At 55.9% G+C, this 18,235-nt stretch carries 14 protein-coding genes; 8 read left to right on the top strand and 6 right to left on the bottom strand.

The window, feature by feature from the left end:
- Window positions 1-32: 32 nt before the first annotated feature.
- Window positions 33-1,184, top strand: coding sequence for an MFS transporter (locus tag JRF57_03445; GenBank protein ID MBW2302749.1), 1,152 nt, complete (start codon window positions 33-35; stop codon window positions 1,182-1,184).
- A gap of 103 nt (window positions 1,185-1,287) precedes the next feature.
- Here the strand turns inward: JRF57_03445 and JRF57_03440 are convergent, their stop codons facing one another.
- The 6 genes from JRF57_03440 to JRF57_03415 form a co-directional block, all read right to left on the bottom strand.
- A complete protein-coding gene (locus JRF57_03440; GenBank protein MBW2302748.1) occupies window positions 1,288-1,902 on the bottom strand; it encodes a cytidylate kinase-like family protein in 615 nt (204 codons plus the stop codon).
- 74 nt (window positions 1,903-1,976) lie between these two features.
- The gene (locus JRF57_03435; GenBank protein MBW2302747.1) at window positions 1,977-2,657 is read right to left on the bottom strand and encodes a class I SAM-dependent methyltransferase; all 681 of its coding nucleotides are present in this window, start codon (window positions 2,655-2,657) and stop codon (window positions 1,977-1,979) included.
- A 42-nt stretch (window positions 2,658-2,699) separates the two neighbouring features.
- A complete protein-coding gene (locus JRF57_03430) occupies window positions 2,700-5,135 on the bottom strand; it encodes a DUF3536 domain-containing protein (GenBank protein MBW2302746.1) in 2,436 nt (811 codons plus the stop codon).
- 91 nt (window positions 5,136-5,226) lie between these two features.
- Window positions 5,227-7,200 (bottom strand): 1,4-alpha-glucan branching protein GlgB, encoded by a 1,974-nt coding sequence (gene glgB / locus JRF57_03425; protein ID MBW2302745.1) that lies wholly within the window; start codon window positions 7,198-7,200, stop codon window positions 5,227-5,229.
- The gene (gene glgA / locus JRF57_03420) at window positions 7,193-8,668 is read right to left on the bottom strand and encodes a glycogen synthase GlgA (GenBank protein MBW2302744.1); all 1,476 of its coding nucleotides are present in this window, start codon (window positions 8,666-8,668) and stop codon (window positions 7,193-7,195) included. Before glgA ends, glgB begins: the two co-directional genes overlap by 8 nt.
- Window positions 8,669-8,984: 316 nt before the next feature.
- Window positions 8,985-10,247, bottom strand: coding sequence for a glycosyl transferase (locus tag JRF57_03415; GenBank protein ID MBW2302743.1), 1,263 nt, complete (start codon window positions 10,245-10,247; stop codon window positions 8,985-8,987).
- 647 nt (window positions 10,248-10,894) lie between these two features.
- Here JRF57_03415 and JRF57_03410 point away from each other — a divergent pair.
- The 7 genes from JRF57_03410 to JRF57_03380 all read left to right on the top strand — a co-directional run bounded on the left by JRF57_03410 (window position 10,895) and on the right by JRF57_03380 (window position 18,082).
- Window positions 10,895-12,751, top strand: coding sequence for a sigma 54-interacting transcriptional regulator (locus tag JRF57_03410; protein MBW2302742.1), 1,857 nt, complete (start codon window positions 10,895-10,897; stop codon window positions 12,749-12,751).
- A 234-nt stretch (window positions 12,752-12,985) separates the two neighbouring features.
- Complete coding sequence (locus tag JRF57_03405; protein ID MBW2302741.1) at window positions 12,986-13,327, top strand: antibiotic biosynthesis monooxygenase; 342 nt, start codon at window positions 12,986-12,988, stop codon at window positions 13,325-13,327.
- Window positions 13,328-13,437: 110 nt separating this feature from the next.
- Window positions 13,438-14,166: an ABC transporter ATP-binding protein gene (locus JRF57_03400; GenBank protein MBW2302740.1), complete on the top strand. Its 729-nt coding sequence runs from the start codon at window positions 13,438-13,440 to the stop codon at window positions 14,164-14,166.
- A 14-nt stretch (window positions 14,167-14,180) separates the two neighbouring features.
- Window positions 14,181-14,879, top strand: a complete 699-nt coding sequence (locus JRF57_03395) for an ABC transporter ATP-binding protein (GenBank protein ID MBW2302739.1) — start codon at window positions 14,181-14,183, stop codon at window positions 14,877-14,879.
- A 31-nt stretch (window positions 14,880-14,910) separates the two neighbouring features.
- On the top strand, window positions 14,911-15,762 hold the full coding sequence (locus tag JRF57_03390; GenBank protein MBW2302738.1) for a branched-chain amino acid ABC transporter permease: 852 nt from the start codon (window positions 14,911-14,913) through the stop codon (window positions 15,760-15,762).
- Window positions 15,763-15,771: 9 nt separating this feature from the next.
- Window positions 15,772-16,713, top strand: a complete 942-nt coding sequence (locus tag JRF57_03385; protein ID MBW2302737.1) for a branched-chain amino acid ABC transporter permease — start codon at window positions 15,772-15,774, stop codon at window positions 16,711-16,713.
- 61 nt (window positions 16,714-16,774) lie between these two features.
- Entirely contained in the window at window positions 16,775-18,082 is a 1,308-nt protein-coding gene (locus JRF57_03380; GenBank protein MBW2302736.1) for an ABC transporter substrate-binding protein, read from the top strand.
- The last annotated feature ends 153 nt before the right edge of the window (window positions 18,083-18,235 follow it).

Genomic DNA, 18,235 nt, shown 5'->3' with positions numbered 1-18,235 from the left:
AAGGGGGAACGGGAAAGTGTATAAAGCCCCGCATGAAAGCTCTCCTGATTCTCGTATTCTGGTGTCTCTGGTTTCTCTGTTTTTCGACCCGGACCATCATCTCTCCCCTGCTTCCTGTCATTGAGGAAGAACTGGGCATCACCCATACCCTCTCAGGCAGTCTTTTTTCCCTAATGGCCGTCGGGTACACCCTGGCGTTGCTGCTATCGGGTTGGCTCTCACCCCGCCTGGGGTATAAGCGCTCCATCATTGGGGGATTTTTCATCCTCAGTGGGGCCCTGTTTTCCCTGCAATATGCTCAAAGCTTCTTTCAGCTTGCATTGGCCTGTTTCGTGATCGGTCTGGGCGCAGGGGTTTACCTCCCGAGTGCCATTCCCATCCTGACAGAAATCGTTACACGGAAAAACTGGGGAAAGGCCATTGCGTTTCATGATACAGCCGCTTCATTCAGCATCCTCTTCATTCCCCTTTATGCAGCTTTTTTTCTTAGATATCTGCCTTGGCGAGCGCTTTTCGTCATACTGAGCGGCGGGTGCATTGCCGCTCTCGTTCTCTTCGCCTTTTTCTCACCGGATACGAGGGCCGGGAAGAGGGAAAAGGGAGGAATACTTTTCCTTGTAAGGCACAAGGCTTTCTGGATCATGGCCATTCTCTGGATCTTCGCGGCGGCCGCCAACCTGGGCCTTTACAATTTCATCCCCCTTTTTTTGGTCATGGAAAAGGGCATGGAACTGGAAACGGCCAATACCGTGTTCGGCTTTTCCCGGGTGGGCGGTTTTTTTGTGGCCCTGGCCGCCGGCTTCCTGGCAGACCGTTTCGGCGCAAGACGGATCCTATTCTTTTCCCTCCTGGTAACGGGGCTCTCATCCGTCGCTCTGGCCCTTGTTCAGGGTTTTTACCCTGTGGTTGTGTTCCTCACCCTCCAGGCGACCTTTTGCACCGCCTTTTTCCCGATCGGGATAACGGCGATTTCCCGATTGACCAGCTTAGGGGACCGCAGCGCCTTTACGGGGATGACCGTGGCCATGGGGGTGGTTTTCGGGTTGGGTGTGGCTCCGGTTGTGCTTGGAGCGATTGCGGATGAATGGAATTTCCGGGTGGGAATCCTTATGCTTGGAGTGCTTGTGACCGTATCAGGGTTTTTGCTCCGGTTTCTTCACGGCATAGAGGCCCGTGGGGAGTAATGGGAGGAGATCCTCCCCTTGCCAGGAGTTGGATTTGATCCCGTGACGGGACCTTTCCTGGAGAGGAACGTCCTGTCACGGGAATCCCTTTACAGATCGGGGATCAGCGGTCCAGGAGGGTGAGAATCAGCCGTTCCGCCTTTTCCAGGGAGATGTGTTCCATGTTCAGGGTCAGGTCATACGACCGGGGGTCCTCGTGGGTGCTGGGATCGGCAAAAAAACTCAGGAAGTTGGTGCGGATCCGGTCCTTGGTCCTAATGAGCCGCTCGGCATCTGATTCGCTTACCTTGTGGGTTTTCGAGACCATCCTGATCCGATCTTCCATGTTGTCCACCAGGAAGATCCGCCACACCCCCCTGAAGCCCTTAAGGATATATTGCCCTGCCCTTCCGACGATGACCACATTGTCCTGCTTGTGAAGCTCGTGAAGGATGGCTTCAACGGCCCGTGTGTAACGCTTTTCATCCACGTAGCCGCTCTTATTCGATACATGCCGATCGATGAAATTCCTGCTCACTACCATGTCCAGGAACTTGTTGAGCCGGGTGGCTCCTTCCTGCTCAAAGGCCCTTATGCATTCTTTCGTAACTCCGATCTTTTCAGCGATTTCGTTGATCATGCGTTCGTCGACATACCGATATCCCAGTGTTTTCGCAAGCCTTTGCCCCAGGGTCCATCCCCCGGCACCGAACAGCCTTGATACGGTGATGACTGCCATCCTTCTTTACCTCCCTGCTTTTCGGTTTCACCCACCTTAAAAACCTGATCTTCCATAGGGCCTTTTGCCGATTCTTATTTTAACACGGTCATCTCGCAGAATATACTGGATTCGTCCACCTCCATGACCAGTGGGGAGACGTCGAAATCCGACGCAAGGGTGAGGAATTCCTCGGCCCCGAAGGTAGTCGCCCTGAATCCGTCCTTGCAGACGATAACCCCGTTGCCGGTGGCCTCGTAATCGATCTCCCCGAGGAGACCCTGTTCCGCCTGCCTTTGAAACCACTCCAGGCGTTCGTTCCAGAATCTGTGCGAATAACTGGAAAACAGGACTTTCCCTCCCCGGCGGGTTACGCGGAGGGCCTCCTGGACAAGGCGGCGCGGCTCCACCTTGAAGGCGGAAATACCGTTCTGTATGCACAGTACCCGGTGGAAAACCCCTTTTCGAAATCCGAGCCTGGATGCGTCCATGGCAGCCAGGCGGCATGCAGGATGGCTGCCCACTTCTTCCCGGGCCAGGGCCAGACTCTCCAGGGAGTTGTCGATCCCCACCACGATTTGGGCATGCCCCAAGATCCGTTTCAGGACCCGGCCATAGCCGCAGCCCAGTTCCAGGACCAGGTGTCGGTGCCGGATTCTTTCCAGTACGAAAGCGATTTCGGCCTCCAGGTATTGTTTCACCCGGGGCGGGGCGATTTCGTAACACCGCCTGAGGCGTTCGGCGGAAAGTTTCTCCTTATAGTAGTGATCGTCCATCCTTTAGCTCCAAGTTGGAGCCCGGGGGATGCCGCTCCAGGGTCAGGTCCCTTCCGGGAGCCGGATCGAAAGTTTCTTCGCCAGGGTAGAGAAGTTCAGCATCCATTCAGCGGCGGTCTTGTCCCCCTGCTCGGCTTTCATTTTCATGGCTTCATAGCTTATTTCCAGGATGTCGTAACAGGTGTTCTGAATGGTCCAGAGATTGACCTGGAAGGGAAGTGTGTTAAGGATTTTCAGGGCGGTTGCGAGTTCCCGGAGCCTCTCCAGATCACGGGGAGAACGGGAAAGATCCTCCGCCATGGCTTCCAGGGATTTCCTCAAGGCGTATTCGAGGGTTTCCCCCTTGAGGGAAGAACCCGTGAGCCGGGCCTCTTTCAGGAGATCGTTGATCCGACCGGGATCAAGGGGCCGCTTTTCAAAGGCCCGCTTGAGGTCTGCGTTGATCACGAATTCAACGGCGATGGAGAGGGCCCTGGGGATGGGGTTTTTCGTGGCCTTGAGAAAGCGGATCATGGAGCCATAATATTCATAGAGCTGCCGGTAGGCATTCTCCGCCTCCGCCAGCACGGGGGACATGATTAGACGGAGAATCCGCCTTTGTTCGTCCCGAAAAAGGGATTTCAAAGTATAGGTGAAGGGGGCGAAACGGGCGTCCATTCGGCGGATAGTGCTCGGAACGTCTCCACCTTCGAAGGCCTGGAAAATTTCTCCCAGAAGGGCCTGATACGCGGTTTCATCCCGGAATTCCCGGATCCCACAGACCATGTTGTGGTCTCCAAGGTGAAGGGCGCAAAATACAAGACGGGCGGATTCGGTGGTGATCCGGGAGGTCAATTCCGCCTTACCGGCCAGGAGACGGGTCTTTCCGGACCGGGCCGCTTTTTGGTCCTCCCTACGGACGTCGTAACAATAAATGCGGGCTTTTTCCTCATAATCCCTGAAAAGGGAGCTGAGGGCATAATGGGCGCAGACACTGTGGAGATCAGCCACCGCCGGTTCCACGAATTCCCGGAAGACCTGCCGGCCGTCCCCGTATTCGGGCAAGTTGCTCTGGGCTCGCCCCAGGATCTCCAGAAAAGGCCCCTCGAGATCCATACCCAGGGCCTCCCGGGCCAACTGGAGGACCCTGCCTGCGTACTGGAGGACCTGGAGGGTCTCTATGCCCGTGAGTTCGTCAAAGAACCAGCCGCAGCTCGTATACATGAGCAGGGCGTACCGCTGGAGCTCCAGCAGTTGGAGAAGGACCCGCGTCTCCTCAGGCCTTAGGTGTCGGATCCCGTGCCTTTCGAGGAAGGCCGCGAGGGTTGATGGGGACCGGTCGAGAACGATATCAATATAGTCGTCCCTGGCCTTCCAGGGATCTCGCAGAAAGATCCCGGCCTTTTCCTCGAATGCGGGGACCAGGGAATCCCGAAGCCGGTCAAGGGCCTCCCTCAGGGGCCTCCGCCAGCGCTGGTTCCATTCGGGATGGGTTCCCGTGTGGCAGCCGCAGTGCTCCCGCCATCGCTCCACCCCATGGGCACAGCTCCAGGATGTGTTTTCAGCGATCTTCACCTCCCAGGTGGGAGGGTGTTTTTCCAGGAATTCCCCGTAGTTGGTGAGCCTTACGGAACCGTCATGCTCTATGATGTTCAAAGCATAGGCCAGGGCCATGTCTCCGAAGCGGTGATGATGTCCGTAACTCTCTCCATCCGTGGCGATGTGGACGAGTTGATGATGGTCGCGGTCCTTGGAGAAGGCCTCCATGAGGCGCCGGGCGAACATCTCACCGTTTTCCAGAAGGTTTTCAAAGGCGACGGCCCGGGAAAGACCTCCGTTGTAAAAGAAGAGGGCGATGGAGCGGCCAGAAGGGAGGGTGAGGCTATAAGCCATGGTCGGGTCGATCTTCCCCTTGCCCGCATCCCGCCACTCCTTCTCCCCGATGGGACGGACGCTTTTGGCTTGATGGGGCGCCAGGATCGTAAAAAGAATGCCTTGTTCGGCAAGGATATCCAGGGTCTCCAGGTCGACGGCCGTCTCCGGAAGCCACATCCCTTCGGGAGGCCTCCCGAAGCGGTGCTCGAAGTCCCGAATTCCCCAAAGCACCTGGGTGACCTTGTCCCGGTGGTTGGCAAGGGGGAGGATGAGGTGATTATAACCCTGGGCCAGGGCGGCTCCATGACCCGAGCAGCGTTTCATGCTCTCCCGGTCGGCCTCTAAGATAGCCTCATAGACCCAGGGAACATTCACTTCAATCCACGAGAGCAGGGTGGGGCCGAAGTTGAAGCTGATCCTGGAATAATTGTTGACCAGGTGGACGATTCTGTTTTTTTCATCAAGGATCCTGGACTTCGCGTTCGGGGCATAACATTCCGCTGTGATCCTGCAATTCCAATCGTGGTAAGGGTAAGCCGAGTCCTGCAGATCCACGGCCTCGATCCAGGGGTTTTCCCTGGGGGGCTGGTAGAAGTGGCCATGGATGCAAATGTATTTTTCCATCGGATTTAACGCCTCTTCGGTTTATCCTCAGAGAGCAAATAATCCCGTCACCTGATAGAAGACTCCGGTTCTCGGTTTGGTCCTGTAAGGTTCAAGGGGTCGAGGGTTCGAGTGTCGGTGTTTCATCCATTTTATCATGGCCCCGAGCAATCGCCACCCCCTTGAAATAAAGCACTCCTAATGGGGGGAGTGTCAGGTTCAGGGAAAACCCCCTGCCATGGGCCGGAACAGGCTCAGCCTCCATCCCTCCCATGTTCCCCAATCCGCTTCCACCGTACTCCCTGGCGTCACTGTTCAGGATTTCCCTCCAGAACCCTCCGTTCGGGACTCCGATCCGGTAACCGATCCGGGGGACCGGGGTGAAGTTGCAGACGATGAGAAGAGGATTCTTGTTGGATCGGTCCTTACGGAGCAGGCTTACGACAGAGGCATGGGAGTCGGTGCAGTCCACCCACTCGAAACCCTCCGGATCAAAATCCAGTTCGTGGAGGGAGGGATCTTCCCGGTAGAGGAAGTTGAGGTCCCGCACCCATTGTGAAATCCCGAGGTGGAGGGGAGATTCCAGCAGGTGCCACTGGAGGCTTGTCTCGTGGTCCCATTCGTTCCATTGGCCGAACTCTAATCCCATGAATAGAAGCTTTTTCCCGGGCAGGGCGTACATGTATCCGAAGAGGAGCCGCAGGTTGGCGAATTTCTGCCATTCGTCCCCGGGCATCTTCCTGAGGAGAGAGCCCTTTCCGTATACGACCTCGTCGTGGGATAACGGGAGCACGAAGTTTTCATGAAAGGCGTAGAGCATTCTAAAGGTCAGCTTGTCATGGTGGTAGCCCCTGTGGATGGGGTCCTTTGACATGTATTGCAGCGTGTCGTGCATCCAACCCATGTCCCATTTCATGCCGAATCCCAGTCCACCCAGGTAAGTCGGCCTGGATACCATGGGCCAATCCGTGGATTCCTCGGCAATGGTCTGCACCTGGGGATAGTTTCGGTAGATTTCTTCGTTAAGTTTTTTCAAAAAGGCGATGGCGTCGATGTTTTCCCTTCCCCCGTAAGGATTCGGGATCCATTCTCCATCCTTTCGCCCGTAGTCCAGGTAGAGCATGGAGGCCACGGCGTCCACACGAAACCCGTCCACATGGTACTTGTCCAGCCAGAAAAGAGCGCTGCTGATCAGGAAGCTTCGGACCTCGTTTCTTCCGTAGTTGAAGATAAAGCTGTTCCATTCCGGATGGATGCTCTTGCGGGGATCCTCGTGTTCATAGAGATGGGTGCCGTCGAAGAAGCCGAGCCCGTGCTCATCCGTAGGAAAGTGAGACGGGACCCAGTCCAGGATGACACCGATGCCCTCCTGGTGGAGGGTATCGATAAGGAACATGAAGTCCTGGGGCGTCCCGTAACGGCTGGTGGGTGCAAAATAGCCCAAGGTCTGGTATCCCCAGGAACCATAAAAGGGGTGTTCCATGACAGGGAGAAATTCCACGTGGGTGAACCCCATTTCCCTCACATGTTCAACGAGCCTGGGTGCCATCTCCCTGTATGTCAGGGACCGGTTCCCCTCTTCGGAAACCCTTGCCCAGGATCCGAGGTGGACCTCGTAGATTGCCATCGGAGCCTCAGGTCGCATGCGTTCTTCACGATGAGTCATCCATTCCCGATCGTTCCAAGGGTAATCAAGGTCCCAGACCCGGGAGGCGGTCCGCGGGGGCACCTCGGTGTAAAAAGCAAAAGGATCGGCCTTGTCCGCTCGGTAAAGATGATAGCGGGACCGGACGTGGAACTTGTAAGTATCCCCCTTGGTTACCCCAGCTATGAAACCCTCCCAGATCCCCGATCGGCCCCTGGGGCGCAAGGGATGACTCGTTTTGTCCCATCCATTGAAATCCCCGATGACGAATATCTGCTCCGCATCCGGCGCCCAGACGGCGAAATAGGTCCCCTGCTCTCCGTCGTGCCCCATAGTGTGGGCCCCCAGCTTCTCGTAAAGACGAAAATGGTTGCCTTCATTGAACAGGTGAAGATCTTCTTCACTCAACAGACTGATGTCCGTGCGAACAGGTTCAGGCATTTGTTTTTCCTCGGCGTTTCTTGAGCAGGCCATGATAAAGTCTAACATATTCCCGGGCCGATCGGGTCCAGGAGAAGTCCTCCGCCATGCCGTTTCGCATAATGATCTCCCAGAGATCCTTTCTCTGGAAGAGCCGGATGCCCTTTTTCAGTGCTTTCAGAAAGGCCTTTCCGTCGAAAGGGCGGAATTTGAACCCGGTCCCCTTCCCTGTGGATGGACTAAAGGGTGTGACCGTATCCTCCAGTCCGCCGGTAGCCCTTACCAAGGGTACGGTCCCGTACTTAAGGGCGTACATTTGGGTCAGCCCGCACGGTTCATACCGGGACGGGATGAGCAGGAGATCCGCGCCGGCCAGGACCCTGCGGGCCAGGGGCTCGTTGAAACCAAGAGAAAGCCCGAACCGCCGCGGGTAGCGTCCTGCGGCCTCCCGAAGGTCTCGTTGGATCTTTTCATTCCCGGAGCCCAATATTACCAGCCCAACGTCCAGGGCCATGACCTCATCCAGGACAGCAATGAGTAGATCCAGGCCTTTCTGACGGTCAAGTCGAGTCACCATGCCCAGGAGGGGCCTTTTCAGGAGGGAAGACTCCAGGCCCATCTCTTCAATCAGGGCCTTTTTGCAGGCCTTTTTAGGGGTTAAATGTTCCGGGGTGTAGCGGGCCGGGAGACAGGGGTCCCGGGCCGGGTCCCAGTGGTCGTAGTCCGCACCGTTGAGGATGCCGTAAAGGTCCTTCTTCCTTTTCCTGAGGATGCCTTCCATTCCTGCGCCGTATTCCGGGGTTTGGATCTCCTTGGCGTAGGTTGGGCTCACGGTGGTAACGGCCCGAGAGTAAACTATACCTGCCTTGAGGAGGCTGATATTATCGAAAAACTCCAGGCCCTCCGGGTGGAAAAATTCTTTGGGAGAGAGCCCTGTTACAGGCAGCTTTTCGCCGGGAAACAATCCCTGGTAGGCCAGATTGTGGATCGTGAACACCACGTACGGGGATCCGAGCTTCGAATCGTTTCGGTAAGGCCCCTTTAGGAGGGCGGGAACCAGGCCGCATTGCCAGTCGTTGCAATGGATGACGTGGGGGCGGAAGGAGAGGTGCCTGGCAATTTCGAGCGCACCCCGGGTGAAAAAGGTAAAGCGCTCCAGGTTGTCATAGTAATCTCCCTCCGTATTTCCGTAAAGGTTGGGCCGGTCGTAGAGATCTTCCCTCTCTAAGAGGTAAACCGGGATTCCATCTTCAGTAGATGTTTCGAAAATCTTCGCGGGAAGTTTTTCCCTGCCCAGGGCAATGGACAGCCTTTCTTTGAAAGGCCGGACATGGAAATCCTTTCTTCGTACCGAACGATAATAGGGGAGAACAAGACGGACGTCGATCCCCAGGGCCTTCAGGGCCCGCGGCAAGGCCCCGGCGACGTCGGCCAGCCCTCCCGTCTTGGCAAAGGGTACGGCTTCCGGGGAAAGGAAAAGCACCTTCAGCTTCGATTTCATAGGAAGAACCTTTTTAGTGATCGATCGTACCGATTGTAACAGCTTAGCTCTTTTCTAACCTGTCGATAGAGGGTCAGTATCCTTTCGGGGTGACTGTCGTAAGGGCGCCGTCTTTTGGTGACTTATCCGTGGGGGAAACCGCAGCTCGAGGAAGTCGAGAATGCGGAGGGGGCAGGGATCCCCCGCAGATTAGTCGCCTAAAAAGACCAGCCGGGGAGACTTTCGAACATAGAAAGGATGCTGATCCTCTATTCATGTATTTCATAAGGGCAAAATGTTACTACCGATTTAAGATGGAGGCCCCTCAAGCGTTGTCCGTCTCAACCGCCTCAAGGAGCATGTTGTAGATATTGGGGACACTGTATGCGACCCGGTTCCAGGGAGGGATAAGGGTGCTTTGATGGGGTCCCTTGATCTGCTCCCAGGCCGTCCAGAGGAACCCTCGAAAGTATTGGGCCGTCAGTTCTTCCTGGTACCGGTCATAGTAGAGACCGTTCACTTCCGCATCGTCGCTGTAACTCTTGATGAAGCCCAGGGTGTTCTCGTAATAGGAATGGAGGATCATATCCACGGTGGCATCGTCCAAGGGGAATCCGTGGGATCGGACATAGTTCAGGAAGAATTTGGCGATATCCACGACCATCCTGTGAAGACCTTTCCCGGCGTCCTCCTGGGACAGTTCCTGGTGCTTGTGGTCGTAGTTGGGGGCGAGATCTATCTGGGCGATCTTTGGGGGAATGACCCTTTTGTAAACTTCCGAGAGGGTGCTCACTTCGAGCCCCCAGTCGTAAGCGATGCTGATGCCACGGGCGAGTCGGGTCACGAAACTGATTTCCCCGGCGAGGGGATAGTTGAAGGTCCGATGGTAGCTGAAAAAGCGGCGAAGTTCGTTCATTCCCCTCTCTCGCATTATGCGGCTCATGGTGTCCACAAAGGGGGTTACGAAGATCCGGGTGACCCGGCCCTTCATGGTGCGCTCCTCAGGCGAGATCCGCGGATAGTATCCCTTGCAGAACTCGAAGTCGTTGTTGGGATTGGCCGTGGGTTCTATGAGCCGCCCGAGGAGGATGCGGTCATAGGTAAGGATGTCACAATCATGAAGGGCGATGACGTGGCAGTCCTCCTTGGCGAAAAGATAACCAAGGGCGACCCAGACAGATTGACCCTTCCCCTGTACACCCGTGGAGATGTCCCTCTCCTGGATCTCCTGTAATACCTTTTGAATACGCGACCCTTCGACCCATACCACCTTTACATCCAGGTCGGGTTTCCGGAGCCGGCTGAAATACTTTTTCGCTTTCCGGAACTTGGATTCTTCCTGGGCGCCGCCGAGGGCCACAACGACCCTGTGAAGGTAATTCACCTTTCCGATTTCTTCCAGGATCTGGTCGAGGGCAACGGGGTTTTGGATCTCAGAATAAAGGGAAGGGAGAAGGAGGCTGATGTGGACGTGACGCGCGTATTCCTCCAGCTTCCGTTCAAGTATATCCAAGTATTCTTCTCGGTCAAAGGCCTCGTATAGCCCGTGGAGGGTCGTGATGATGCCTTCCTGGTGAAAATCGGCCATGATTATGTCTCCCTTTTCGGATTCCGCAGGATGCCGGCGGAATCAAGATCTCCCTGAACCGGCCGGGTACCCCAAGCGCGCGGTATTGTACCGCCTGGATCGAATTTTTCTGGGGAAAACGATTATGAAAGTCTTTCATCTTAACACAAAAGGAATTTCCTGTGCAAAAGGGCGTCAACCCTTAAAGAAGTTCGAAAAAAGCCAAAACCCGGCGTTGGATTCCTTTTTTCCATGCCGGCAGGGATCCGGGTGCTCTATTCCGGGTTGGAGACAGATATCGCATTGAAATACCCACTCACTGGGTTTTTTTGTTTGATTCCGAATTTTCCGGCCTGGTTATTTCAAGGGATTAGGGGAGGATCAAGGGGAAGCTTCGAGCGGCTCAGAGCCCATAACCTGTTTTATTAAGAGAGAAAACATGTTAATTCTAATATTAAACTCCAGGTAGATCCTTTGTGAATAAAAATGCCGTTTCTCTCGTGAATGGGAAATCGCAGATAAATACAACCGAAAAAGTCCGGAACCTGACGGGTTTTATCGACCCATAGTTGTCTATTCAAATGCAACAAATCCTCCGGACCCCTTGTCCCACGTTTGCGAGATTTAACCCCGTATTTTCTTCCCCCACCCCAGGGAGGCAGCAGGACATGGGAAAGATACCCAATTACGAAGAATTGGAGCAGAGGCTGGCGAGACTCGAGAGAGCGATCGCAAAGAGACCCGGCGTGGAAAATTCCGTTTCCGCAAGGAGGAAACGATTCCAGAACCTCATAGACAATGCCCTTGTCGGGATATTGCGTTCCACCGAAGAAGGGAAGATCCTCCTGGTGAATCGGAAGCTTGCCAATATATTCGGCTTTTCCTCACCTCAAGAATTCATGGAAGCCATTCCCAATGAATCGATCCTCTTTTTGAATCCCGAAGACAGAGAGAACATTCTGCAGGAGATGAAGGAAAAGGGCTTCGTGGACGGGGTAGAGGTGGAAGCCCTGGGCCGGAATGGAAGAGCCATCTGGATCAGTCTGAGCGCTCGGGTGATCTTGAAAAATTCCCGTGCGGTTTTTCACGAGGCTTTCATCGTGGATGTCACGAAAAGAAAGGAGGCCGAGAATTCCCTCCACGAAAGCGAGAAGCGGTTCAGGATGCTCGTGGAACAGGCCGGTGACGCCTTCTTTATCCACGACTTCAACGGCAAGATATTCGATGTCAACCGGCAGGCCTGCGAGAGCCTGGGTTACACCCGGGAAGAACTCCTGGAAATGAAGATCTCGGACGTGGATATCGAAGTCGGCCACAAGCGGCACAAACCGCGCTTTTGGAATTCCCTGTCTCCAGGCCAGTACATCACCTTTGAAGGTGTTCATCGGCGAAAGGACGGGAGCAGGTTTCCCGTCGAGGTCCGCCTGGGCCGTCTGAACCTGGGGAACCAGGCCCTGTTTCTTTCCTTGACCCGGGATATCACGGAGAGGAAGGAGGCGGAGAAAAACCTGAAAAGGGCCTTCGAGGAGATCAAGGCCCTGAAGAACCGCCTGGAAGAAGAAAACATCTATCTCCGCCAGGAGATCGAGATCCGTTACAGGCATGAGGAGATCATCGGGGAGAGCCTTGCCATCAAAAAGGTTCTGAGCGCCGCCGAAAAAGTGGCCAAGGAGGATACCTGCGTCCTCATCCTGGGTGAGACGGGTACTGGAAAGGAACTCCTGGCACGGGCGATTCACAACATGAGCCCCCGCAAAGGCCGGTCCATGATCAAGGTAAACTGCGCCGCTCTCCCGGCCACCCTGATCGAGAGCGAGTTGTTCGGGCGGGAAAAGGGGGCCTTTACCGGTGCCGTCTCCAAGCAGGTGGGGCGTTTCGAAGCGGCTGACGGTTCTACGATTTTCCTTGACGAGGTAGGAGATCTCCCCCTCGAACTCCAGGCCAAGCTGTTGCGGGTCTTACAGGACAACAAATTCGAACGGCTCGGGAGCCCGGAGACGATCTCCGTGGACGTCCGGGTGATCGCCGCCACCAACCACGACCTCGCCGAACTGGTCAAGGAGAAGAAATTCAGGAGGGACCTCTATTACCGCTTGAATGTGTTCCCCATCACCTTGCCGCCCTTGAGGGAGCGCAGGGAGGATATCCCTCTCCTCGTCTGGGCCTTTGTAGAGGAGTTTTCCCAGAGCATGGGAAAATCCATCAAGCACATCCCCAAGAAAACCATGGAATTCCTGCAGGGCTATTCATGGCCGGGAAATGTGAGGGAACTGAGGAATGTCATTGAGAGGGCGTTGATCCTGAGCAACGGAGAAACCCTGATCATCGACCGGCTGGAAACGGAGGTTTCCAATCCGGAGGAGATCAAGACACTCGAAGAGGTTGAAAGGCAGTACATTGTAAAGACCCTGGAAAAGACAGGCTGGCGTGTGAGTGGAAGGAGGGGCGCCGCGGAACTCCTGGGCCTGAAGGAGTCTACCCTGAGATCAAGAATGAAAAGACTCGACATCGAAAGGCCAAGGTGATCTGCGATATATTGCGAAACTCGCGACATTTCACGCAAGCAATTCCCGGTGTTTGTCCGGACCTCTTTTCCTTAGGGAATAGAAAAGCTTTGATATCGGCGGCTTGGAACGTATTTCCGGCCGCCGATTTTTTTGGCAGGAATCTTGATTTCGTTAAAGAAGGGACCCCTTATTGGGATGTTCGCGTAAGGAGCAAGAGATCGAGGAAAGTGAAAGGTTCCCGGGATGTATCTGGTGGTTTTGACCGTAAAGGTCCCGTCTTCTAAGAGATCCGATGTCATCAACATCTTCGAGTCCTTTTCCGGGCCGATCTCGGTACAGCCCGGATGCAAGGGCATTCGGCTTTACTCTGACGTGAACAACGATGACGACCTCATCCTGGTGGAGGAATGGAATTCCCCGGCGGATCTCAAGCGACATGTACTCTCCGATGATTTCCTGAAGATCCTGGCCGTGATGGACATGGCCGATGACCCCCCGGAAATCCATTTCCACGAGGTGTCTTCCACGAAAGGATTCGAGTTGGTGAAGAAACTCAGGAACCATGGATCGGAAAAGGGAGAGGAGAGTCCCTGACCCGGGGGATGACAAGGCCCTTTATCCGCGAGGGTCGGAGGCTCCCGTTGCTCTGGACCGGGGGAAGGCGTACCGATGGGGGGAGATCCTCACCTTTCATGGGAGGGCTGATGACGGATATCCTGGTAGCGAGGAATCTGCGAAAGACTTTCGGAAAACTGGTGGTGGTGGATAACCTGTCTTTCGAGGTCAGGGAGGGAGAGATCCTGGGTTTGATGGGGCCCAACGGGGCTGGAAAGACCACGGTTTTCAACCTCCTGACCGGCATCCTTAAACCGGAGAGCGGCACCATCACCTTCGGGGGGGGAGACATCACCTGGTTGTCCCCCTCCAAGAGGTGCCGGCTCGGAATGGGCCGCACCTACCAGATTCCTCGCCCCTTCGGCAAGATGACCCTTTTCGAGAACCTGCTGGTGGCAGCCGTGCACGGAGGCGGCCTCAAGGAGAGGGAGGCCCGAGTGGAGGTACTCGAGATCATGGATCTGATCGGCCTTCATCCTTTGAAGGACAGGCTGGCTGGCGGCCTTCCCCTCCTGGATCGAAAGAAGCTGGAACTGGGCCGTGCCCTGGCCACCCGGCCGAAACTCATCCTTCTCGACGAGGTCGCGGGAGGGCTTACCGAGGCCGAAACGGAACAGGTCATCGGCATCGTGAAAGAGATCCAGAGGCAGGGAATCACCATTCTTTGGATCGAGCACATCCTGATGATGATGTCTGAGGGTGTGGACCGGTTGCTGGTGATTTCGGAAGGGCGGTGGCTTCACTGCGGCGATCCCAAGGAAGTGATGGGTTCCGAGGAGGTCCTGGAGTGTTACCTCGGAGCGGAGGAAGAGGAGTGAATGGAGAAACAGCCCTGAAGGTGAATGATCTGGAGGTCCATTACGGAGATTTCAAGGCCCTCTGGGACGTCTCCCTCGAAGTAAGAAAGGGGGAGATCGTTTCGGTGATCGGGGCGAACGGGGCCGGGAAATCCACCCTCTTGAACACCGTGGCGGGATTGATGCGTCCCAGCGAGGGAACCATCGAGTTCAACGGGAAGAGGGTAGACGGACTTTCTCCCCACCAGATCGTTCCCATGGGAATGACCCTCGTCCCGGAAGGAAGGCGTGTCTTCGCACGTCTCAGCGTTTACGAGAACCTCGTGATGGGCTCCTATATTCCAAGGGCGCGCTCCAGGAAGGGGGAGGTCCTGGAAAGGCTCTACGAGCTGTTCCCCCGTTTGAAGGAAAGGCGCCACCAGATGGCGGATACCCTCAGCGGGGGGGAACAGCAGATGCTGGCCGTGGCCCGGGCCATGATGAGTGAGCCGAAGTTGATGCTCTGCGACGAGATCTCCCTCGGGCTTGCGCCGGTAATCATCAAGGATATTTACAAGCGGCTCGTGAAAATCAACCAGGAGGGCATCACGATCGTCCTCGTGGAGCAGGACGTCAAGCGCAGCCTAAAGGCCGCGGATCGGGCCTACGTCATGCTCGAGGGGAGAATCGCCCTGGAAGGGAAGCCCTCCGCCCTTTCCGAAGACCAGGTGAAGAAGGCCTATTTCGGAGTTTGACTCAAGGGGGGAGAAGCCCTTGGAAAGTCTTATTCAACCGATCCTTAATGGAATACTGCTGGGCGGTCTCTACGCCGTGATCGCCCTCGGCATGTCCACCATGTTCGGTATCGTCAAGCTGGTCAACCTGGCCCATGGCGATCTCATGATCCTGGGGAGCTATCTCAGCCTGGTGCTGGTTTCCTGGTTAGGCATCAGTCCCCTCCTGACTCTTTTCGCCGTCGTTCCGGTCATGTTCTTCGTCGGTTTTTTCGTCCAGGGTTTCCTGCTGAACCGGGTCCTTGGAAAGGAAATGGAGCCGCCGCTCCTGGTGGCCTTCGGGCTTTCCATCATAATTCAGAATTTTCTTCTCCTGGTTTTCACTCCGGACGCCAGGAGCTTGATGACAGGGCTCTCCGTCAAGACGATGGACCTTGGAGGATCATTGAACCTGCCGGTGATCTATTTCGTGGACTTCGTGATTGGGGTGGCCGTCATTTTCGGGCTCCAGGCCTTCTTCAAGTTCACCTATCTCGGGCGGGCCATTCGGGCGGCCTCGGATGATGAGATCGGTGCCCGGTTGATGGGGATCAACACCAAGCACATCTATGCCTACGCCATGGGTATCGCCATGATGACCGCAGCGATTGCGGGCGTCCTGGTGGGGATGACTTTCACTTTTTATCCCCATACCGGGGCCCAGTACCTGATCATCGCATTCGGGGTCATCATTATCGGAGGGGTGGGGAGCGTCAAAGGGACCTTGGCCGGCGGGGTCATTCTGGCCGTGTCCCAGACGCTGGGCGCCCACTTCGTGGGCCCGGGATACCAGCTCCTCGTTGGATACGGGGTATTCCTCGTCGTACTCGGTATTCGGCCCCAGGGGATATTCGGAAAGATCTAAGGTGAAATAGTGAAAATTCGCGCATTGAGCAAGTGGTCGATCATCGTGTTCCTCTTCGCGGGACTGGGCACCGTGCCTCTTTGGGGAACGGAGTACGTGCTCCTTTTTTGTCTCCTTTTCTGCCTCTACCTGGCTCTGTCTCAGATGTGGAATCTCCTCGTCGGTTACTCGGGACTGCTTTCCCTTGGACAACAGGCCTTCATTGGCTTCGGCGGTTATTCCATGGCGGTGATGATCAACTATTACGGGGTCAATGTCTGGCTGAGCGTTTTCCTGGGCGGAGTCTTCTCAGTTCTTCTCGCCCTTTTCATGTCCCTATTCATCTTCAGGATGAGGGGAATTTACTTCGCCATCGGCACGTGGGTGTTCGCCGAAATGCTCATGTTGTGGTTCAGCAACTGGAAGTACGTGAAGTACGCCACCGGGCTCTTCATTAAGCCGGAGAATCCTCCTTCCATGTCCGCTATCTACTACGCCGCTTTCATCATGGGGGCGGTGGGCTTGGCCGCGGTCTACGTGATTCTGCGTTCACCGGTGGGCCTGGGGCTCATGGCCATGCGGGACAACGAGGAAGTCTCCGAGACCATGGGAGTCGAGGTCTTCCGCTGCAAGCTGTTCTGTTTCCTGGTGGCGGCCTTCATCACCGGGGCGACGGCGGGCGTGTTTTATCTTTTCCAGATTTTCATCCAGCCATACAAGGCTTTTGCCATGGACTGGACGGTGAAGCTGGTCTTCATCGTCATCATCGGCGGAATCGGCACCGTCGAGGGGCCGCTGGTGGGGACCTTCGTTTACGTGCTCCTTTCCCAGTGGTTGGCCGAGTACGGTTCCGTGAGCATGCTCATCCTGGGGATCATCGCCATTACGATCATCTTGGCTGCTCCCAAGGGAATCATGGGGACGCTGCAGGAGAAAACCGGGTTCGAGATCCTCTCTCCACGCAGGGTCTAGGAGGGCGGTCTGTGGTGGAAAAGAAAGACAACCTTTATCCGAGAAGTCAGGAGGGAGAAAAATGAAAGAGAAGAGGGAGAACAAAGGGGTAGAGCGGAAAGGCATGAACAGGCGGGAATTCATGAAGAAGGGGGCCATTGCCGTGGGAGCGGCTGTAACCTCGGGACTGGTGTTCCCGGGCTCGGCAAGAAGGGCCGAGGCCGCTAAGCGGGACTACATCCTGATCGGAAGGCCCAATCCCACAACGGGGCCTCTGGCTTCCTTCGGAGAGGGGACTCCCTGGACGGATGAAAGGGCGCTTGCGGAAATCAACCGGGACGGAGGCATCTACTTGAAGGAATTGGGGAAGAAGCTGCCCGTCAAGATCAAGGTGGTGGACACGGAGAGCAATCCGACGAAGGCGGCCGAGGTGGCCTCCAGGCTGATCGTGAAGGACAAGGTGGATCTCATGGTGTTCTACCACACGCCGGACACGGTCAACCCCATCTCGAGCATATGTGAGAGATACCGGGTCCCCGGGATTTCCCTGGACTCGCCGCTCGAACCATGGCTGGAGGGCGGACCCTATAAGTGGGTCTTTCACGCTTTCTGGTCCGTAGAGAAAGACATCGTTCCGGCTTACATCGGCATGTGGGAAAAGCTCAATACCAATAAGGTGGTTGGAATTCTCATGGGGAACGATCCCGATGGCGTGTCCTGGTCCGCCACCTTCAAAAAGGCCCTGGAACCCCGGGGGTACAAGGTCGTGGACCTGGGGCGGTTTCCTTACGGCATGCAGGACTTCAGCTCCTTTATCGACGGATGGAAGAAGGAAAAGGTCGAGATCATCCTCGGCAATATGATCCCGCCGGATTTCGTGACGGCCTGGAGACAATGCCATCGGCTGGGATTCATTCCCAAAGCGGCCACCATCGGAAAGGCCATCCTGTTCCCCTCCGCCGTGGCGGCCCTGGGGGGAGACCTTCCCAACGGTCTGACTACGGAAGTCTGGTGGAGCCCTCACCATCCCTTCAGCAGTTCCCTGGCCGGCTATTCGGCCAAGGAACTCTGTGATGCGTGGACAAAGGCCACCGGAAAACAACCTCTCGCGACCCTGGGTTACAAGTATGCCGGGTACGAGATCCTGGCCGATGTGCTCACCCGGGCGGGGAGTCTGGATAAGAAGAAGATCCGAAAGGCCATCGCCGAAACACGCCTGAACACCATGGTGGGCCCCATCCAATACAACGAGCAGAATTACAGTCGGACTCCCGTGGTGGGGGGGCAATGGGTCAAGGGGGACAAGTTCCCCTGGGAGATCAAGATCGTCTATAACGGCGAACATCCCAATATCCCGTTGACGGGTGAAATTTTTCCGATCCGCAAGTAAGGAACGCCCTTGCAACCCGGGGGAGATCCGGGCCCCTTCCGGAGCATCGTTACCGTGTCCGGGCGAGGCATTCACGGGCTCGCTGGGGGCCGGATTTTCCCTTTTTTGATGGATGCCGGGGATCGCAAGAAGGGGATTTCCCTCCTTGGATTA

It is taken from the genome of Deltaproteobacteria bacterium, assembly GCA_019310525.1.
Taxonomy (GTDB): domain Bacteria; phylum Desulfobacterota; class DSM-4660; order Desulfatiglandales; family HGW-15; genus JAFDEE01.
The sequence above is the reverse complement of the archived record's forward strand: the minus strand, read 5'-3'. Positions and strand labels throughout refer to the sequence as shown.

Excerpts from the sequence above, each read along its gene's own strand:
- JRF57_03445 (MBW2302749.1), top strand. The coding sequence starts at position 33 with ATGAAAGCTCTCCTGATTCTCGTATTCTGGTGTCTCTGGTTTCTCTGT.
- JRF57_03440 (MBW2302748.1), bottom strand. The coding sequence starts at position 1,902 with ATGGCAGTCATCACCGTATCAAGGCTGTTCGGTGCCGGGGGATGGACC.
- JRF57_03435 (MBW2302747.1), bottom strand. The coding sequence starts at position 2,657 with ATGGACGATCACTACTATAAGGAGAAACTTTCCGCCGAACGCCTCAGG.
- JRF57_03430 (MBW2302746.1), bottom strand. The coding sequence starts at position 5,135 with ATGGAAAAATACATTTGCATCCATGGCCACTTCTACCAGCCCCCCAGG.
- glgB (MBW2302745.1), bottom strand. The coding sequence starts at position 7,200 with ATGCCTGAACCTGTTCGCACGGACATCAGTCTGTTGAGTGAAGAAGAT.
- JRF57_03415 (MBW2302743.1), bottom strand. The coding sequence starts at position 10,247 with ATGGCCGATTTTCACCAGGAAGGCATCATCACGACCCTCCACGGGCTA.
- JRF57_03410 (MBW2302742.1), top strand. The coding sequence starts at position 10,895 with ATGGGAAAGATACCCAATTACGAAGAATTGGAGCAGAGGCTGGCGAGA.
- JRF57_03400 (MBW2302740.1), top strand. The coding sequence starts at position 13,438 with ATGACGGATATCCTGGTAGCGAGGAATCTGCGAAAGACTTTCGGAAAA.
- JRF57_03380 (MBW2302736.1), top strand. The coding sequence starts at position 16,775 with ATGAAAGAGAAGAGGGAGAACAAAGGGGTAGAGCGGAAAGGCATGAAC.